Genomic DNA, 19,221 nt, shown 5'->3' with positions numbered 1-19,221 from the left:
CCTGGCGCAACGAGAGGTTCGGAACGGATGAGGATGACCTGGGTGCAGCCCGAGGATCTGCTGCCCCACCAGCTGGTGCAGTCGCGGTCGGAGGGCGTCGACGTCGCCGATGTCGAAGCCCGTTGGCGCGCGGCCGGCGGGACGATCGAGGCTCCGGTGTCGGGTGCTTCGGACGAGCCGGCCACCGCCGAGCTGCGCGCCCTGGCCCGGGAGTTGCTGGCCGAGCTGGACACGCGGGCGGGGGACTGGACGCCGCCGGTGATCCCGGACCTGCCGGTACTGGGCGCGCCGGCCGGAGTCGAGCAGCGCGTACTGAGCGGATGGCTCGGCCGGGCCGCCGGGAACCTGCTGGGCAAGCCGGTGGAGAAGATCCCGCGCGAGGGCATCCGGGAGATCCTGGTGAGCTCGGGGCAGTGGCCGCTCACCCGGTACGTCACCGCGGTCGGTGTCCCGGACGACGTCCAGGCGCGCTGGCCGTGGAACCGGCGGTCGAAGCCGACCAGCCTGCGCGAGGTCATCGACGGGATGCCCGAGGACGACGACCTCAACTTCGCGATCCTCGCCCTGCACCTGCTGGAACGGCACGGCCGCGCACTGACCACCGAGGACGTCGCGCAGGCGTGGTTGAGCGACCTGCCGGCCGGCCGCGTCTTCACCGCCGAGCGGGTCGCCTATCGGAATCTGCTCGACGGTGTCGCTCCCGAGCGGGCGGCCCTGGTCCGCAACCCGTTCCGCGAGTGGATCGGCGCGCAGATCCGGACCGACGTGTACGGCTGGGCGAACCCGGGTGACCGGACCGCGGCCGCCCGGCTCGCCCTGGTCGACGCCAGGCTGAGCCACACCGGTTCCGGGGTCGACGGCGCGCTCTGGGTCGCTGCGATGTCAGCCGCCGCCCTCGTCCTGGACGACCCGCAAGCCGTAGCCGAGCCCGGGCTCGAGGTGGTCGCCGCCGACGGTGCGATCGCGCGAGCGGTGCGCTTCGGACTGGACCTGGCCGACGCGCCGTTGGACGACGCCCTGGACGCGCTGCATGCGGAGTACGGGCACCTGCATTGGGTGCACGCGGTCAACAACAGCGCGCTGACGGCGTACGCGTTGACGGCGCCCGACTTCGCCACCGGGGTCGGCCGGGCCGTGATGGGCGGCTGGGACACCGACTCGGTCGGCGCCACGGTGGGGGCGGTGCTTGGCGCTGTCCTCGGGGTTCCGGCAGAGTGGACCGGACCCCTGGACAACCGGCTGGCGACGAGCCTGCCCGGGATGAACCAGGTCGCGATCGACGAGCTGGCGACCCGAACGGTGGAGGTGGCCCGGCGTGCCTGAGGTCGGCGCTGAGGTGGTGGTGGTCGGCAGCGCGAACGTGGACCTGGTGCTGCCGGTCCGGCGGATTCCGCGACCCGGTGAGACCGTGCTCGCGAGCGGCCTGACCCGCGGGCCGGGCGGCAAGGGGGCGAACCAGGCGGTGGCCGCGGCGAGAGCCGGAGCGCGGACCGCCTTCGTGGCTGCGCTCGGGGACGACGACGACGGGGCGTTGTTGCGGTCCGCCCTAGGCGAATCGGGGGTCGATCTGTCCCTGGTGACGACTTCTGACGCACCCACCGGGACGGCGATCATCACGGTCGACGAGAGCGGCGAGAACGCGATCACGGTCGCCCCGTCGGCGAACGCCGGGTTGACGTTGTCGGCCGACGCGGTGGCCGCGATCGGTACGGCGAAAATCGTGCTTTCCCAATTGGAGATCCCGTTCGGTACGGTGCAGGCGGCGGCCGGGGCGAGCGGGTACTTCATCCTGAACGCGGCACCGGCGGCCGAGTTGTCCGACGAGTTGCTGGCACACGTCGACCTGCTGGTCGTGAACGAGACGGAGGCCGAGGCGGTTGCTGGGGCGAAGCTGGCGTCGTTGCTCGATCGAGTCCCGGCGGCGGTGGTGACGCTGGGCGCCGCGGGGGCGGTGGTGCTGACCAGGACGGCCGGCGAGGTGCGGGTCCCGGGCGTCCCGGTGGAGGTCGTGGACACGACCGCGGCGGGGGATACTTTCTGCGGGGTACTGGCGGCGACTTTGGCTTCCACGTCAACTACAGAAAGCGACCTGACGAACGCGGTCCGACGCGCTAACGTTGCTGCTTCATTGAGTGTTCAGGCCGCGGGGGCGATCCCTTCGGTACCTCACGGGGATGCAATCGACGCGCGCGCTGCGGAGGTGTGCCTGTGAACCCGTTGGAGCCGAGGCCGATCGATCTGCCGGCGACGGCCGATCTGGGCCTGCGGTCGGATCTGGCGTCGCTGGACGACGCCAAGATCATCGGCGCGCCGGACGACCCGGCCGACCTGCCCCGCTGGCGCGGCAAGCTCGCCGAGTGGCTGATGGGCGCGTACGGCCGGACCGGGTACGACGGCGGCTCGCACTACGAGGAGCCCGGCCGGGAGTGGACCCAGACGGCGTACTCGGTGGCGCTGGTCTGGCTCTGGGACGACCAGCTGTACGACGTCGGCACCGGCCGGTTCACGCCGGAGAAGTTCGTCCGGCACGGCGTCGAGGACTTCGGTGGCTACGACGCGATCGTGCTCTGGCACGCGTACCCGGTGATCGGGATCGACGCGCGCAACCAGTTCGACTTCTACCGCGACGTGCCCGGCCTGGCCGAACTGGTGGCCGACCTGCACCGGCTCGGGCTGAAGGTCTTCTTCGACTACAACCCGTGGGACGTCGGCACCCGGCGGGCGGCCCGGTCCGACGCGGAGGAGTTCGCCGCGCTGGTCGCCGACTTCGGGGCCGACGGCGCGTTCCTGGACACGCTGAAGGAGGGCGACCCGGCGTTCACCCGGGCGCTGCGGAAGGCGAACCCGGCGATCGCCTTCGAGGGCGAGTCACGGTTGCCGCTGGCAAGGATTTCCGACCACGCGCTGTCCTGGGCGCAGTGGTTCGCCGACACGCACGCGCCCGGCGTGCTGCGGGCGCACCTGTTCGAGCGCCGGCACATGATGCACCACACCCGCCGGTGGAACCGCGACCACAGCGACGAGCTGCAGTCCGCCTGGGTCAACGGCGTCGGCATGCTGGTCTGGGAGAGCGTGTTCTCCGCGTGGGTCGGGTGGAACGCACGGGACCGGGCCACGCTGCGCCGGATGGTCGCGGCCCAGCGGGCGTTCTCGGACGTGCTGATCAAGGGCGACTGGATCCCGCTCACCCCGGAGATCCCGGACAAGGCCCGCGAGCACGGCGTCTACGGGTCCCGGTTCGAGCTGGCCGACATCACCTTCTGGACGCTGATCAACCGTGACGACGAGGACTTCGAGGGCATCGTGCTGCGCTCGGAGGACCAGGTCGGCGACTGGTACGACGTGACGTCCGGGGTGCCGATCACGGCGGACGACGAAGGGGTCCACCTGATCGTGCCGGGCCGGGGCGTGAGCGGCATCGTCCGGGTCGGCGCGACCGCCGGTACGAGCTGCCGGGCCACCGCGCGCCGGCTGGGCACGATGGCGCGTCCGCATCTGCGCGACTCGGCGTTCCCGATGGCCCCGGCACAACGGATCGCGGTCCCCACACCGACGGGCGAGGCGTCGTTCGGGCCGGTCGTGTCCGTGGAAGCCGGTGGGCGCACCTTGGTGGTGCGGCATCGCCGCCGCGAGACGGGCCTGTACGACCAGGCGCCGTACGTGGAGGAGTGGAAGCCGCTGCCGCCACGGTTGCACGACGAGCAGACGGTGACCCGTGAGGTCGAGCTCGCCGACGTCTCGGTGGCGATCCGCGAGGTGACCAACGCGGAGTACGCCGAGTTCGTCGCCGCGACCGGGTACGAGCCGTTGGTGGCGAACAGGTTCCTCGCGCACTGGGTGGACGGTGCCCCGGCTCCGGGGACCGAGGACCGGCCGGTGACGTACGTCGACCTGGCCGACGCGCGCGCGTACGCGGCCTGGCGGGGCGGCCGGCTGCCGACCGAGGACGAGTGGCAGGTCGCGGCGGAGTTGGCCGGCTTCACCCGGGCCGAGCCGCTGGTGTGGAACTGGACCGAGAGCGAGCACCGCGACGGACGGAGCCGCTTCTGCATCCTCAAGGGCGGGTCCTGGTACCGCGCCGAGGGCTCCGACTGGTACGCCGACGGCGGCCCGCAGGAGCCCGACGTGAGCTTCAAGCTGGTCCTCACCGGGGGTGGCCTGGACCGCTCGGAGACCATCGGCTTCCGGTGCGCCCGATGAGGACCGGCGAGCACGGCGACCCCGGAGCCAGGCCGGCTCCGCTCGCCGGGGTGAAGGTGGTCGAGGCGGCGACCTTGTTCGCCGGGCCGCTGGCGGCCACGTTCCTCGGCGACTTCGGCGCGGACGTGACGAAGATCGAGCACCCGGCCCGGCCGGACGCGGCGCGCACGCACGGCGCCTCGAAGGACGGGGTCGGGCTGTGGTTCAAGACCCTCGGCCGGAACAAGCGACTCGCGACCCTGGACCTGTCCCGCGGTCGTGAGGTGTTCCTGGACCTGATCCGCGACACCGACGTGCTGGTGGAGAACTTCCGCCCCGGCACCTTGGAGCGCTGGGGGCTCGGCCCGGACGTCCTGCTCGCGGCGAACCCGCGGCTGGTGATCGCCCGGGTGACCGCGTTCGGCCAGGTCGGCCCGTGGTCCAGCCGGCCCGGGTTCGGCTCGCTGGCCGAGGCGATGAGCGGGTTCGCCGCGGTCACCGGTGAGCCCGACGGGCCGCCGACCCTGCCGCCGTTCGGCCTCGCCGACGGGATCACGGCGCTGGCCACCGCGTACGCCGTGCTGGTGGCGTTGCGCGAGCGGGATCGGTCCGGCCAGGGTCAGGTGATCGACCTGGCGATCATCGAGCCGATCCTGATGATGCTCGGCGGCCAGATCACGGCGTACCAGCAGACCGGGTACGTCCAGCCCCGGCTCGGCAACCGCTCGTCGAACAACGCCCCGCGCAACGTGTACCGGACCGCGGACGGCCGCTGGGTCGCGGTGTCGACCAGCTCGCAGAGCATCGCCGAACGCGTGGTCACCCTGGTCGGGCGGCCGGACCTGGTCGAGCAGCCGTGGTTCGGTACCGGCCGGGAGCGGGCCGAGCACGCCGACGAGCTGGATGCGGCGGTCGGGTCGTGGATCGGCGAGCGCTCGCTGGACGAGGTGATGCTCGCGTTCGAGAAGGCGGAGGCCGCGGTCGGCCCGGTGCACGACATCCGCGGCATCATGGCCGACCCGCAGTACGCCGCCCTCGGCACGATCGTCGCGGTGGACGACGAGGAGCTCGGTGGACCGGTGCAGATGCAGAACGTGCTGTTCCGGCTGTCCGAGACCCCGGGCGCGATCAAGTGGGCCGGCCGCGAACACGGTGCCGACACCGAGGCCGTCCTGGCCGAGATCGGCGTGACCCCGGAGCAGCTGGCCGCCCTGCGGGAATCCGGTGTCGTGTAGATGTTCCTGACCGCCCTGTACGTCCCGGCGAACCGGCCGGACCGCTTCGCCAAAGCTGTTGCCGCGGGCCCTGATCTGGTGGTGTTCGACCTGGAGGACGCGGTACCGGTCGACGACAAGGCGGAGGCCCGGGGCTGGGCGGTCGCCTGGGTCGCGGCCCGCTCGTCGAACCGGCCGGCCGGGTCCGCGGCGTTCGAGATCCGGGTGAACGCACCTGGTACGCCCTGGCAGGCCGACGACCTGGGCGCGCTGGCCGCGGTCCCGGCGGCCCGGATCCGGGTGCCGAAGGTGGAGAGCGCCGACGACGTCCGGGCTGTGCTCGACCAGGTGCCGACGGCAAGGATCACGGCGCTGATCGAGACCCCGCTCGGGCTGGAGCACGCGTTCGAGATCGCCTCGGCCGACCCGCGGGTGGTCGCGGTCGCGCTCGGCGAGGCGGACCTGGCCAGTTCCCTCGGGGTCGACGGTCCGGACGGACTCGGCTGGGCCCGGAGCCGGCTGGTCTCGGCGTCACGAGCGGCCGGGCTCGGTGCGCCGATGCTGTCGGTCTTCCCGCACCTCAAGGACGAGGACGGGCTACGGCGGACCTGCCTGGAGGGACGGGCGCTCGGCTTCGTCGGCCGGACCGCGATCCACCCGCGCCAGCTCGGCCCGATCGTCGAGTCGTTCACGCCGTCCGCTGTCCAGTTGGCCGACGCGGACGCGCTGCTGGCCGCGGTCGAGCGGACCGGGGTGGCCGACGGCGGCGTGATCGTCCTCCCGGACGGCCGGATGGTCGACCCGGCGATGCTCGGCCGCGCCCGCGAACTGACCGCCCTGATGCGGCACATCGAGTCCCGCCAGGGCTGACTGCGTCACACCTGGGTGGCCTCACCTCAGCACGGCGGTAGTGTCGGACCCATGCTTCCTCGCAAGGTGGACGCGGTGATCGTGGGGTCCGGGCCGAACGGGCTGGTGAGTGCGGCCGAGCTGGCCGACGCCGGCTGGGACGTGGTGGTCCTGGAGGCTTCGGACCACCTCGGCGGCGCGGTCCGATCGACGGCCGACGACGGCTGGATCAGCGACCGGTACAGCTCGAACTACCCGCTCGGCGTCGCCTCACCGGTGTTGCGGGCGCTCGAGCTGGAGAAGCACGGGCTGAAGTGGACGCACGCGCCGTCCGCTCTGTCGCATCTGCTCGACCCGGACACGGCGGTGTCGATCCACGAGGACCCGAACGACACGGCCGCGTCGATCGGCGTCGACCACCCGGCGGACGGCGACGCGTGGCTGCGGTTGTACTCCGACTACGTGAAGATCCGGGAGCCGTTGCTGCGGTCGTTGCTGACCACCTGGCCGCCGGTGGTGCCGGGGGTCCAGCTGGTCCGCCGGCTCGGGTCGATGGGGGAGTTGCTCCGGTTCGCGCGGTTCATGGCGATGCCGATGCACCGGATGAGCCAGGAGCTGTTCGCCGGTCCCCGGGGCCGGGCGCTGCTGGCCGGCAACTCGTTCCACGCCGACGCCCCGTTGAGCGGCAGTGTCAGCGGGACGATGGGCTGGCTGCTGGCGATGCTCGCGCAGGACGTCGGGTACCCGGTGGCCGAGGGCGGATCGAGCGCGTTGTCGGGTGCGCTGGCCCGCCGGGCCGAACGTGCGGGCGCCCTGCTGGTCACCGGGATGCCGGTTGCCGGGATCGAGATCTCGGCCGGCCGGGTGACCGGGGTACGGACCGCGTCCGGCGAGCGGATCGCGGTCGGCCGGGCCGTAATCGCCGACGTGTCCGCGCCGTCGCTGTACCGCGACCTGTTGCCGGAAGCAACCGTGCCGGCGGGGCTCCGGGCCGACCTGGACCGGTTCGAGTGGGACTACCCGACGGTCAAGGTGAACTACCGGCTGAGCGGGCCGATCCCGTGGCGGGCCGCGGACGCGCAGCAGGCCGGCGTGGTCCATCTCGGCGGCACCGCGGACGAGCTGGTGCACACCTCGGCCGACCTCGACACCGGGCGGTTGCCGGCGGCACCGTTCTTGCTGATCGGCCAGACCAGCAAGGCGGATCCGACCCGGTCACCGGCCGGGACCGAGGCGGTCTGGGCGTACTCGCACCTGCCCCGCGGGATCGCCGACGACGCCTCGGCCGAGAAGCTGGGCGATCGGATGGACCGGCTGATCGAGCGGTTCGCGCCCGGCTTCTCCGCGCTGATCCTCGACCGTGACCTGCAGCGGCCCAGCGACATGGAGGCCGCCAACGCCTCGCTCGGACTGGGGGCGCTGGGCGGCGGGACCACCCAGCTCCACCAGCAGCTCGTGTTCCGCCCGACCATCGGTCTCGGCAGCTCGCGGACGTACGTGGCCGGTCTCTACCTGGGCAGCTCGGCGATCCACCCAGGTCCCGGAGTCCACGGAGCCTGCGGCCACCTCGCCGCCCGGACCGCGCTCCGCGACGCCAGCGTGATCGGGCCCGTCACCAGGATCCTCCCCACCGCCGCACTCCGTCGGCTCCAGCGCTGACCTCCTCGGCCTGGTTTCAGGCGGGCTGGGCGGCGATGCGGAGGGCGGCGACCAGGTCCTGGTAGAGGGCGTCGGTGGCCAGCAGGTGCTGGTGCGTCCCACGAGCCCGGACCTGGCCGGCTTCGAGCACGATGATCTGGTGCGCGTCGATCACCGTACTCAGGCGGTGCGCGATCGTGAGCACCGCGCCGGTACGGGCGATCCGGGCGATCACCTCGTGCACGGCGGCCTCGGTCAGCCCGTCCAGCTGAGCCGTGGCCTCGTCGAGCAACAGGATCTCCGGGTCGCCGACGAGGGCACGGGCCAGGGCGATGCGCTGCCGTTCGCCGCCGGAGATGACGGCCGTGGACAGCTTCGTGTCCAGCCCGTCAGGGAGTGACTTGACCCGCTCCTCCAGGCGGACCGCCCGGAGCGCGTCCCAGATCGCTTCCTCGTCGGCGTCCTCGTGGGTGTAGAGCAGGTTCTCCCGCAGCGTGCCGGGGACCAGGGGAGTGTCCTGCTCGACGTACACGATGCGGCGGCGCAGGTCGGTGAGGGACCAGTCCGGCAAGGGGGTTCCGTCGAGGATCAGCCGGCCGGTGTCCGGGTTCAGGAAGCGGAGCAGCAGTGAGAAGATCGTCGTCTTGCCCGCGCCGGACGGACCCACGATCGCGGTGTGCCCGACCCGTGGGATCTCCAGGCTCACGTCCTGGATCGCAGGCGCCGAGCCCGGGGCGTACCGGGCGGTCACGCTCTCGAAGGAGAGGGCCGACGTACTCAGCTCGCCGATCGGCCGCCGGCTCGTCAGCGCCCGCGGGTGGCTGTCGTCGGTGGGCTCCACCTCGAGCGCGTCGACCTCGCGGATCCGCGCCGCGGCCGCGATCCCGGCCTGTAGCCCGCTCACCGTCGTCGCGAGCGTGGTCACCGGCTCCATCAGCTGGAACGCGTACAGCAGGAAGGCGACCAGCGCCGAGACGGTCAGCAGGTCCTCGCCGACGCGCCAGGCGCCGACGCCGAGGATCAGCATGATCGCCAGCCCGATCCCGAACCCGGCGGCGGTGTAGGCGCCCGCCTCGTACCGGACCGCGCGGATCGCCTGGCGCGCGGACTCCTCCGCCTCGACGATGACCCGGCTGCTCTCCCGCGCCTCGGCCCGGCTCGCCTTGACCGTCCGGATCGCGCGCAGGGCGCCTTCGAGGACACCACCGAGCCGGCCGACCGCGCCCTGGGCCTGCTCCTGCGCTTTCGCCATCGGCGGCATCAGGACCGCGACCGCCACCCCGACGATCGCGAGAGCGACGAGGGTGGTCGCCAGCAGGACACCGTCGAGCATCGCCATCAACACCAGGGCACCGATGAGGCCGATCGACCCGTTCACCAGCTCGACCAGGCTGGACGCCGCCGCCTCCCGCAGCAGCACCGTGTCGGAGGTGACCCGGGTGACCAGCTCGCCCGGCGTCCGGTGGGCAAGCTCGCCGACGCGGACGCGGAACAACCGCCGCACCATCGAGCTGCGCGCGTCGAGCACGACCCGCTCGCCCAGCCGGCCGAGCAGGATCCACTGCACCATCCCGACCAGCGATCCGGCCACCAACAGGATCACCAGCAGCGTCACCGCCGGACCGATCGACGCCGAGGACGCGAGCCCGTCCAGGATCGACTTGGTCACCAACGGTGTGGCCAGTGACGCCCCGGTCGCGCCCAGGCCGAGCAGCAGGCCGAGGGCCAGCGTCCGGCGGTGCGGCCGGACGAAGGACCACAGCAGGCGCAGGTTCTGCCAGCGCTTGGTTTCACTCACGGGGACCCCTCCCTGGTCGAGCTCGTGAATCTCCAGAGTATCAGAATGGGACAACAGTGTCCGATTTTTAACCTCCAGTGCCCGAGAGGAGTAGGGTCGGTGCCCATGAGTGACACCGCCGAGTCCGGCAGCCGCAGTCGCACCCGGCGCGCGATCCTGGACGCCGCGGTCCGGGTCTCCGCGCAACGCCGGAACCCGTCGCTGGCCGACATCGCCGCCGAGGCGAACGTGGCCCGCAGTACGTTGCACCGGTACTTCGCCGACCGGGCCGAGCTGGTCCAGGCGGTCGCCGACGACCTGCTGGTGACTTTCGGGCGGGTGATCGCGGACGCGCAACTGGAGGAGGGTCCGCCGCGGGCGGCGTTGCAGCGGCTGCTCACCGGGTACTTCGAGCTGGCCGAGCAGATCTACTTCCTGTTCAACGAGCCGAGCTTCAACACCCCGGAGCCGGGCACCGAGGTGGAGCAGTTCTTCGGGAAGCTGGACGAGGTGACCCGGCCGGTCGAGGCGCTGATCGTGCGGGGGCAGGAGGCCGGTGTGATCGCGCCGAACCTGACCGTCGACTGGATCATGCGGCTGCTGCTCTGGATGGTCTACATCGGCTGGGAGGCGGTCGAGGAGAAGGCGCTGTCCCGGTTGTCGGCGCCGGCCACGATGCTGCAGACCATCGAGACCGGCATCCTCACCCCGCCGTCTCGCTGAGCTGGGTCTGAGATCGCTCCGGCCCGCGCAGTACGCTGCGGAGCACAGGTTCGGTGGCGAGGGGGTTCGGGTGGGCGAGGCGCGGGTCGAAGGGTTGCTGCGGGAGCTCGCGCCGCAGGTGCTGGGATTCCTGGCCCGGCGGCACGGCCAGTTCGACCTGTGCGAGGACGCCACCCAGGAGGCGTTGCTGGCCGCGGCGACCCAGTGGCCGACGGACGGCGTACCGGCGAACCCGCGCGGCTGGCTGATCACCGTCGCGACCCGGCGGCTCACCGACCAGTTCCGGAGCGAGAGCGCACGCCGCCGCCGGGAGGACTCGGTCGCCGCGATGGGTGGGACCGAGGAGCTGGTGTCGCCGGCCGCGGACCACGAGGAGGCGTCGGCCTCGGACGACACGCTCACCTTGCTGTTCCTCTGCTGTCACCCCGCGGTCACGCCGGCGTCCCAGGTCGCGTTGACGCTGCGCGCGGTCGGCGGTCTCACCACGGCGGAGATCGCCCGGGCCTTCATGGTGCCGGAGGCAACGATGGCGCCGCGGATCAGCCGGGCGAAGAAGAGCATCAAGGCGGCCGGCAGCCGGTTCGTGCTGCCGCCCGAGGAGGAGCGCGCCGACCGGTTGCGGGTGGTGCTGCAGGTGCTCTACCTGATCTTCAACGAGGGCTACACCGCCAGCTCCGGTCCCGAACTGCAGCGCGTCGAGCTGACCGCGGAGGCGATCCGGCTGACCCGGATGCTGTCCGACCTGCTGCCCGGCGACGGGGAGGTGGCCGGCCTGCTCGCGCTGATGCTGCTCACCGACGCCCGCCGCGCGGCCCGCAGTACGCCGGACGGGCGGCTGGTGCCGATCGACGAGCAGGACCGCACGCTGTGGAACCGCGAGCGCATCGACGAAGGCGCCGCGCTGGTCCTGCGGACCCTCGCGCACGGCGAGGTCGGGCCGTACCAGTTGCAGGCCGCGATCGCCGCGATCCATGCGGAGGCGCCGAGCGCGGACGAGACGGACTGGCCGCAGATCCTCGCGCTGTACCAGCTGCTGGAGAAGCTGTCGCCGAACCCGATGGTCACACTGAACCGCGCGATCGCGTTGGCTCAGGTGGAAGGCCCGGAAGCCGGGCTCGACCTGCTCGCGACACTCGACGACGACCAGCGGATGACCGGCAACCACCGGCTCGATGCCGTTCGGGGGCACCTGCTCGAACGAGCCGGCCAGCTCCCGGCGGCGCGCGAGCACTTCCTCGCGGCCGCCCAGCGCACGACCAGCCTGCCGGAGCAGCAGTATCTGAGCGCCAAAGCCGCCGATATCGCCCAGGCGATCACCGGCGGCTGAGACGCTTCAGGCCGCTTCCGCGACCTTCTCCTGTTCGACAAGATCCGCTTCCGCCGCGGCTCGCTCCCGCAGGGCCAGCGCGGCCAGCAGACCACAGGCGAGGAACGCTGCAGCGCCGGCGACGGCGACCACTGTCAATCCGGTGCCGAACGCGGCCTTGGCCGCGTGCTCGATCGCGCCGCCGAGCGATCCGCCCACCGAGTCCGCCACCACGACCGCCTCGCTGACCCCGCTCCGGGCGCGTTCGGCGATGCCCGCGGGGACACCTTCGGGGAGGTCGAGCCGATCCCGGTAGACGATGGTGCCCAGCGTTCCGAGAAGGGCGACGCCGAGCGCGATACCACCCTCGCCGCTGGTCTCGGACAGCGAGGCGACCGACCCGGCGCGCTCTGGCGGTGCCGCGCTGAGCATCAGGTTCATCGTCAGCGCCATCGGCAGGCTGAGGCCGAAGGCGGAGACCACCAGCCCGGCGATCAGGGTTTCGAGGCTGCCCAGACCGAGGACGAGCAGACCCGCCGCCGCGACGACCAGACCGCCGGCCACCGTGCTCGAAGTCCCGAATCTCCGCGCGACGTGCGGCGCCAGGTTGAGCCCGGCGATCATCGCCACGGTCTGCGGAATCAGCCACAGCCCGGCCCGCAGCGGCGACAGTTCCTCGACGACCTGCAGGTACAGCGCGGCCTGCAGGGAGACTCCGGCCATCACGACGCCCGCGGCCAGCGAGACCGTCAGCGCCGCCGTGAACCGGCCGGCGCGGAACAGGTCCACGTCGAGCAGCGGATAGTCGAGCCGGCGCTGCCGGCGGACGAATCCGGTGCCCGCCGCGATTCCGGCCATGATCGCGACCAGGCCGAGCACCGACCAGCCGTCGCGAGCGAGTGCCTTGAGTCCCCAGATCGTCGGCAGGATCGCGACCAGCGACAACCCGACGCTGGCCGGATCGAGTCGCCCGGCGGCGGGATCGCGGTACTCCGGCAACAGCGCCGGACCGAGGATCAGCAGCAACAGCATGACCGGGACGCCGAGCAGGAACGCCGAGCCCCACCAGAACTGCTCCAGCAGGAGCCCGCCGACCACCGGGCCGATCAGCATTCCCACCATGAAGCAGCCGAACCAGACACCGATCGCCTGTCCCAGCTGGACCGGGTCGTGGAACATGTTGCGGATCAGTGCCAAGGTCGACGGCATCAGCGTCGCCCCGGCGAGACCGAGCAGGGCCCGGCAGGCGATCAGCAGCTCCGGGCTGCTCGCGTAGGCCGCCAGCACGGACGCCGCGCCGAAGACTGCCGCGCCGATCAGCAACAGCTTGCGCCGGCCGATCCGGTCGCCGAGGGTCCCCATCGTGACGAGGAACCCGGCCAGCAGGAAGGAGTAGATGTCCAGGATCCACAGCTGCTGCGTACTGTCCGCGCCGAGGTCGGCGGTCAGCTTGGGCAACGCAAGGTAGAGCACACTCACATCCAGCGACAGCAACAGCGTTGGCAGCGCGAGCACAAAGAGCCCGATCCACTCCCTCCTGGTCGCCTTGGTGGTCGTGATGTCAGTCATCGATCGTCGTTTCCTTTCGGAGGTTGTGGGTGGATCGCGTCAGAGCAGCGGGCGTACCTCGACCGCACCCCGCACGCGCGCCGGATTGCGCTTGGCGACCTGCACGGCGTGGTCGGTGTCTCGAGCCTCGATGACCATGAACCCGGCCAGGACGTCGCCGGTGCCGGCCTCCGCCGGGCCGGACACCGTGGACCCGCGGACGAACCGGGCGTGCCGGCTGCTGTCCAGCGCGTAGCCGGACAGCACGGTCGCACCGAGTCGCTCGATCTCGGCGCCGTGGGCTTCGTGGGCGGCCAGCTCCTCCGGCGGCATCTCGGCGACGTCGGCGGGAGCGGGGCTGTAGAGCAGGACGGCGTACTGCGGCATGGTCGTTCTCCTTGGGCCGGAGCCGCGGCTGATCCGCGGCGTTTGGGATGATCGGGACGACCATCGCCCGGCTCGGATCGGTACACATCACCTGAACGGGTAGGAGGGGTGTCCGGGCTGGTGGAGGAAGGGGACGGTTGGAGTGAGCGGCGACGTCGGTCCGCTGCTGGTCGGGCGCGAATCGGAGCGAACGGTGCTACGGGACGCCTACCGGAGATCACGCGCTCAGGCGACGACCGTTCTGGTGTCCGGCGAGGCTGGGATCGGCAAGTCCCGCCTGGTCGGCTCGGTGCTCCAGGAGTTGCCCGGCGAGCCGCTCGTTCTGACGGGCGGTTGCCTCGAGTTCGGTACGACGGGCCTGCCGTTCGGGCCGATCGCCGGCGTCCTGCGCAGCCTCCTGCGGCAGGCGGGGCCGATGGGAGCGCGGTCGGTGCTGGGGGATCGGCTGACGAGCTGGCTGGAGGGCGGCGACACCGACGCGATCGGTGATCGCGGCCGGTTGTTGCGCGAACTGGTCGCCTTGGTCGAGCGCTTGGCCACCGAGCGTCCCACGGTGCTGCTGATCGAGGATCTGCACTGGGCGGACGAGGCCAGCCGGGACCTGTTCGTCCACCTCGCCCGCAACCTCGGCCGAGCCGGGCTCCTGCTGATCGGCACGGTCCGGACCGGCGAGCTGGTCGTCAGGCATCCGCTGCGGCAACTTCTGGGCGAGCTCGGCCGGCGCGCGGAGGTGACGACCGTTGACCTCGGGCCGCTGTCACGCCGCGAGGTAGGTGACCTGGTGGCGGCCCGAGGCAACGGTGCCGTCTCCCCGGCGGTCGCGGCCGCGATCCATCGGCGCAGTGGTGGCAACCCGCTGTTCGTCGAGGCCCTCTCCGACTCCGACGGATCGGCCGGCGGTCTGCCGGCCTTGCTGCTGGAGCGCGTCGCGCGCCTGCCAGATGCTGCCCGAGAGGTCCTGGGGGCGATCGCGGTGGCCGGTTCGCGCGTCAGCGACACGGTGCTCGCGACCGTCGTGGACCTCTCCCCGGACGACCTGGCCGGCGCGGTGCGGGTACTGGTGGACCGCGGCCAGCTGGACGTTGTCGGCGGCAACGGCTATCGCTTCCGCCACGATCTGATCCGGGAGGCGGTCTACGGCGATCTGCTCCCAGGGGAACGGCGCCGGCTGCACCGCCGGTACGCCGAGACACTCGCCCGGACCCGCGACCCGGGCGACCTGGACCTGGTCGCGGAGCTGGCCCGGCACTGGTCGATCGCGGACGAGCCCGAGCAGGCCCTGACCGCGGCCTGGCAGACGGCGCTCCTCGCTCGGGACAGGACCGCCTTCGACGAAGCGTTGCGGCAGTTGGAGGTCGTCCTGTCGCTCTGGTCGAAGGTGGCGGATCCCGGCGGGCTGATCGGCCGCGATCGGGGCGAGGTCCTGGAACTGGCGGGAGCGGCCGCCTTCGAGGCCGGGGACAACGACGCCGGACTGCGGCACGTCCATGCAGCGCTGGCGGCTCTCGACCCGGGGCGAGAGCCGCGGCGGTACGCGCTGCTGCTCGGACGGCGGGCTCGGCTGGAGAGCCGCGCGAACGCCGGCGGCGCGGAGTCGATCACCGAGGCGCTGGCCCTCGTGCCGGCGGGGCAGGACGACGCCGTGCGCGCCAGGCTGCTCGGTGACGCGCTGATGGTCCTCGTGCTCGACGACGACCTCGTCCGACTGGCCGCGGTCTGCGCGGAATCCCAGGTCCTCGGCGAGGCCAGGGCAGATCATCTCCTGCTGGCCCGAGCCCACATCGCGCGGGCGTACCGGCCCGAGCTGCGGTCCGCCGGCACCGCCGAGGAGAACTACGGTGAGGCGGTCCGGCTGGCTCGGCTGGCCGGTGACGACCCCGCGTTGCTGACGGCCTGGCAGTACCTGTCCATCGAGCTGAGCTGGCAGGGTCGCGACCACGAGGCACTGGGCGTGCTTGCCGAGGCGGCCGAGCACGCGGAGGCGACCGGGCTGCGGCGGTCGCGAGGGTCGATGCTGACCGTGGTCGCCTGCGACCCCCTGCTCCGGCTGGGCCGGTGGGACGAAGCGCTCGATCTCCTCGAGGAGGCGCTGGCCGACAGCCCGCCGCCGCTGTTCCGTGCGTCCCTGCAGTTCTACCAGGCATGGATCCTGGTCGCCCGCGGCGAGTGGGCTGTCCCGCGGACGAGCCTCCCGGAGCTTTACGCGATCGCCGCGACCGGCTGGCCCGCGTTCAAGATGCAGAGCGCGGCGTACGCGGTCGGCCTGGACCTGGCTGTCGCGGCCGCGGACTTCGACGAGGCCGGCCGGCTGATCGACCGGCTGCTCGCCGCCGACGACGAGTACCGCCGGGAGACCCCGGCTGTGCCGCTGCTGGTCCTCAGCGGGTTGCGGGCGCTGCGGGCCGCCCGGGGAGCTGCCCCGCGGAACCAGGCAGTGGCCGTTCGGACGGCCTACCGCCGGCAGCGGGTGCTGGCGATGCTCGAGCGGTGGCCGGGGCGGGGTCCGATGGAAGCGGCGTACCGCCTCGCGATCGCGGCGGAGACCGGCCCGGGGCAGCTGGCCGACTGGGACGCCGCCGTCGAGGGCTGGCGGGCTATCGGCGACGTCCAGCAGATCGCTGTCACCCTGGTGACCGCTGCCGAGGTCGCACTGCGGTCGAGCAACCGCAGCGGAGCCGCGACCCGGCTCAGGCAGGCGCAGGAACTGGCCGAACGCCTGGGAGCGGCGCCGCTGCTGACCAGGATCGAGGAACTGGGCGCGCGGGCACGCCTTTCCCCGGGGACGGAACGCGCCCAGCGGCCCGGCCATGGGTTGACTGCGCGTGAACTCGTGGTTCTGCGCGTCCTGGCGCAGGGCCGATCGAACCGGGAGATCGCCGCCGAACTCTTCGTGTCGCCGAACACGGTGGCGCACCACGTGAAGAGCATCTTCGCCAAGCTCGCGGTGAACTCGCGGGCCGAGGCCACCGCGCTGGCGCATCGCAGCGGGCTGCTGGACTCCTGAATCGCCCCTCGTGAGGTGGCTCACGTGACTTGAGTTGTAACCTCGGTTTACAGTTGCCGTCATGACTGTGCAGCCGCGGACGAGAAATCGGCGGGACGTGATCGGGGTCGGCGTCGCGCTGCTGAACCGGGTGGCGAAGTCCCGGGCGCTGGACCGGCTCGGGTGGCGGAAGCCGGCCGAGCGGGTGGTGTTCGAGGCGACCCGGACCGGGTTCCGGACCGCGGGCGCCGTGACCCGGGGATTCACCGCGGCGAGCCGGTTGGCCCAGCCGGCCCGGTTGCCGGTCGCGGCCGCGCGCGGGAAGTTCGACCTGACCCCGACCGAGGACCAGGAGATGGTCGTCGGCGTGGTCCGCGAGTTCGCCGCCGACGTGCTGCGCCCCGTGGCCGCCGACGCGGACACCGCCGGGACCACCGATCCGAAGGTGCTCAGCCAGTCGGCCGAGCTCGGCCTCAGCCTGATCGAGGTGCCCGAGGACCTCGGCGGCATCGTCACCGAGCGATCTGCGGTGACCGGCGTCCTGGTCGCGGAGGCGATGGCGTACGGCGACATGGGCCAGGCGGTCGCGTGTCTGGCCCCGGCCGCGGTGAGTACGGCGTTGTCGTTGTGGGGTGACGAGACCCAGCAGGCGACGTACCTGCCCGCGTTCACCGGTGAGCACGTCCCGGCCGCCGCGCTCGCGATCGTCGAACCCCGGCCGCTGTTCGACCCGTTCACGCTGAGAACCAGGGCGACGAGGCAACGAACCGGTCACCTGCTCAACGGCGTGAAGTCGCTGGTACCACGAGGCGCCGAGGCCGAGGTGTTCGTGATCGCTGCCCAGCTTGAGGACCAGGGTCCGGCGTTGTTCCTGATCGAGTCGGACCACCCCGGAGTGACGATCGAGGCCGAGCCGTCGATGGGATTGCGCGCGGCCGGGTTGAGCCGGGTCCACCTCGACGACGTCCCCGCGACCCAGCTCGGCAGTTTCGACGACTACGCCGAGTGCGTCCGGCTGTCCCGGCTCGGCTGGTGCGCGCTGAGCCTCGGTACGGCGAAGGCGGTGCTCGACTACGTCACGCCGTACGTGAACGAGCGGACCGCGTTCGGTGAGCCGATCAGTCACCGGCAGTCGGTGGCGTTCATGGTGGCCGATATCGGGATCGAGCTGGAGGGGATGCGGCTGGTGACGTACCGAGCCGGATCCCGTGCGGAACAAGGGCTCCCGTACGCCCGGGAGGTCGCGCTCGCGCGTCGGTTGTGCACGGACAAGGGGATGCGGATCGGGACCGACGGGGTGCAGTTGCTCGGCGGGCACGGGTTCGTCAAGGAGCACCCGGTGGAACGGTGGTACCGCGATCTGCGGGCGATCGGCGTGATGGAAGGCGGGGTGCTGGTCTGATGATCAACCTCGAGGTACCGCGAAAGTTCCGCGCGTTCGTGCACCAGGCCCACCAGGTCGCCGCCGAGATGCTCCGGCCGAACTCGCGGCACTACGACCAGGCCGAACACGAGTACCCCAAGGAACTCGACCTGCTGGCCGCGCTGGTCGACGGACTCGGCGCGAGCGGTACGGGTTCGGGAGCCGGCGCGAGCGGGGTACGCCGGGCCGAGGGCGAGACCGGCGACGGCAAGGTGAAGAACGGGTCCAACCTGTCCTCGGTGCTGTCGATCCTGGAGATGTGCTGGGGCGACGTCGGGTTGTTGCTGTCGATGCCGCGGCAGGGTCTGGGGAACTCGGCGATCGCGTCGGTCGCCTCGGACGAGCAGCTGGCCCGGTTCGACGGGGTGTGGGCCGCGATGGCGATCACCGAGCCGGGCTGTGGTTCGGACTCGGCGAACATCCGGACCACCGCGCGGCTCGACGGCGACCACTACGTCCTGGACGGGGAGAAGATCTTCGTCACCGCGGGCGGCCGCTGCGATGCCGTGGTGGTGTGGGCGACGCTGGACAAGTCGCTCGGCCGGGCCGCGATCAAGTCGTTCGTGGTCCCCAAGGACACCCCGGGTCTCACGGTGGAGCGGCTCGAACACAAGCTCGGCATCCGCTCGTCGGACACCGCCACGCTGCGCTTCGAGAACTGCCGCGTCCCGGCCGAGAACCTGCTCGGCTCACCCGAGATCGACCGGGACAAAGGGTTCGCGGGCGTCATGCAGACCTTCGACAACACCCGTCCCCTGGTCGCGGCGATGGCGGTCGGTTGCGCCCGAGCGGCCCTCGAAGTCACCCGCGATCTCCTGGCCGAAGCGGGTGTCGTCCTCGACTACGACCGACCGACCCACCACCAACCGGCGGCCGCCGCCACGTACCTCCAACTGGAAGCCGACTGGGAGGCCGCGTACCTCCTCACGCTGCAGGCCGCGTGGATGGCCGACAACCGTCGTCCGAACAGCCTCCAAGCCTCCATCGCCAAAGCCAAAGCCGGCCGCACCGCCAACGACGTGACCCTCCGCTGCGTAGAACTCGCCGGCAGCCTCGGCTACTCCGAACACCACTTGCTGGAGAAGTGGGCCCGCGACTCCAAGATCCTCGACATCTTCGAAGGCACCCAGCAGATCCAGCAACTCATCGTCGCCCGCAAGCTGCTGGGAAAGACCTCCGCCGAGCTGAAATAGG

General features: G+C 71.8%; 14 protein-coding genes. 11 read left to right on the top strand and 3 right to left on the bottom strand.

The window, feature by feature from the left end:
* The first annotated feature begins 27 nt into the window (after positions 1 to 27).
* Genes FB561_RS34325 through FB561_RS34300 form a run of 6 tightly spaced genes read left to right on the top strand, consistent with a single transcriptional unit; the run spans position 28 to position 7,901 of the window.
* Positions 28 to 1,323 carry an ADP-ribosylglycohydrolase family protein gene (locus FB561_RS34325; protein WP_145814254.1) on the top strand — a complete coding sequence of 432 codons (1,296 nt, stop codon included), beginning with the start codon at positions 28 to 30 and terminating at the stop codon, positions 1,321 to 1,323.
* Entirely contained in the window at positions 1,316 to 2,212 is an 897-nt protein-coding gene (locus tag FB561_RS34320) for a ribokinase (RefSeq protein ID WP_145814253.1), read from the top strand. The genes FB561_RS34325 and FB561_RS34320 overlap by 8 nt, the downstream gene beginning before the upstream one ends.
* On the top strand, positions 2,209 to 4,200 hold the full coding sequence (locus tag FB561_RS34315) for an SUMF1/EgtB/PvdO family nonheme iron enzyme (protein WP_145814252.1): 1,992 nt from the start codon (positions 2,209 to 2,211) through the stop codon (positions 4,198 to 4,200). The genes FB561_RS34320 and FB561_RS34315 overlap by 4 nt, the downstream gene beginning before the upstream one ends.
* Positions 4,197 to 5,414 carry a CaiB/BaiF CoA transferase family protein gene (locus FB561_RS34310; RefSeq protein WP_145814251.1) on the top strand — a complete coding sequence of 406 codons (1,218 nt, stop codon included), beginning with the start codon at positions 4,197 to 4,199 and terminating at the stop codon, positions 5,412 to 5,414. Before FB561_RS34315 ends, FB561_RS34310 begins: the two co-directional genes overlap by 4 nt.
* The gene (locus FB561_RS34305) at positions 5,415 to 6,263 is read left to right on the top strand and encodes an HpcH/HpaI aldolase/citrate lyase family protein (protein ID WP_145814250.1); all 849 of its coding nucleotides are present in this window, start codon (positions 5,415 to 5,417) and stop codon (positions 6,261 to 6,263) included.
* Between the two features lie 51 nt (positions 6,264 to 6,314).
* A complete protein-coding gene (locus FB561_RS34300; protein WP_145814249.1) occupies positions 6,315 to 7,901 on the top strand; it encodes a phytoene desaturase family protein in 1,587 nt (528 codons plus the stop codon).
* Between the two features lie 16 nt (positions 7,902 to 7,917).
* Here the strand turns inward: FB561_RS34300 and FB561_RS34295 are convergent, their stop codons facing one another.
* Positions 7,918 to 9,678: an ABC transporter ATP-binding protein gene (locus tag FB561_RS34295; RefSeq protein ID WP_145814248.1), complete on the bottom strand. Its 1,761-nt coding sequence runs from the start codon at positions 9,676 to 9,678 to the stop codon at positions 7,918 to 7,920.
* 105 nt (positions 9,679 to 9,783) lie between these two features.
* Here FB561_RS34295 and FB561_RS34290 point away from each other — a divergent pair, with 105 nt between their 5' ends.
* Positions 9,784 to 10,380 carry a TetR/AcrR family transcriptional regulator gene (locus FB561_RS34290; protein ID WP_145814247.1) on the top strand — a complete coding sequence of 199 codons (597 nt, stop codon included), beginning with the start codon at positions 9,784 to 9,786 and terminating at the stop codon, positions 10,378 to 10,380.
* A 70-nt stretch (positions 10,381 to 10,450) separates the two neighbouring features.
* Positions 10,451 to 11,707, top strand: a complete 1,257-nt coding sequence (locus FB561_RS34285; protein WP_145814246.1) for an RNA polymerase sigma factor — start codon at positions 10,451 to 10,453, stop codon at positions 11,705 to 11,707.
* Between the two features lie 6 nt (positions 11,708 to 11,713).
* Here FB561_RS34285 and FB561_RS34280 read toward each other — a convergent pair whose 3' ends face one another.
* Together FB561_RS34280 and FB561_RS34275 are read right to left on the bottom strand one after the other, a co-directional pair.
* On the bottom strand, positions 11,714 to 13,255 hold the full coding sequence (locus tag FB561_RS34280) for an MFS transporter (protein WP_145814245.1): 1,542 nt from the start codon (positions 13,253 to 13,255) through the stop codon (positions 11,714 to 11,716).
* 39 nt (positions 13,256 to 13,294) lie between these two features.
* Positions 13,295 to 13,621: a YciI family protein gene (locus FB561_RS34275; protein ID WP_145814244.1), complete on the bottom strand. Its 327-nt coding sequence runs from the start codon at positions 13,619 to 13,621 to the stop codon at positions 13,295 to 13,297.
* A gap of 142 nt (positions 13,622 to 13,763) precedes the next feature.
* Here FB561_RS34275 and FB561_RS34270 point away from each other — a divergent pair, with 142 nt between their 5' ends.
* The 3 genes from FB561_RS34270 (at position 13,764) to FB561_RS34260 (ending at position 19,220) form a co-directional block, all read left to right on the top strand.
* Positions 13,764 to 16,625 carry a helix-turn-helix transcriptional regulator gene (locus FB561_RS34270; protein WP_145814243.1) on the top strand — a complete coding sequence of 954 codons (2,862 nt, stop codon included), beginning with the start codon at positions 13,764 to 13,766 and terminating at the stop codon, positions 16,623 to 16,625.
* A 61-nt stretch (positions 16,626 to 16,686) separates the two neighbouring features.
* Entirely contained in the window at positions 16,687 to 18,006 is a 1,320-nt protein-coding gene (locus FB561_RS34265) for an acyl-CoA dehydrogenase family protein (protein WP_145814242.1), read from the top strand.
* The gene (locus FB561_RS34260) at positions 18,006 to 19,220 is read left to right on the top strand and encodes an acyl-CoA dehydrogenase family protein (protein WP_145814241.1); all 1,215 of its coding nucleotides are present in this window, start codon (positions 18,006 to 18,008) and stop codon (positions 19,218 to 19,220) included. Before FB561_RS34265 ends, FB561_RS34260 begins: the two co-directional genes overlap by 1 nt.
* Position 19,221 lies beyond the last annotated feature (1 nt).

The sequence above is a fragment of the Kribbella amoyensis genome, assembly GCF_007828865.1.
GTDB classification, from domain to species: domain Bacteria; phylum Actinomycetota; class Actinomycetes; order Propionibacteriales; family Kribbellaceae; genus Kribbella; species Kribbella amoyensis.
Note: the sequence above shows the minus strand (reverse complement) of the source record. Positions and strands in the feature narration are given on the sequence as shown.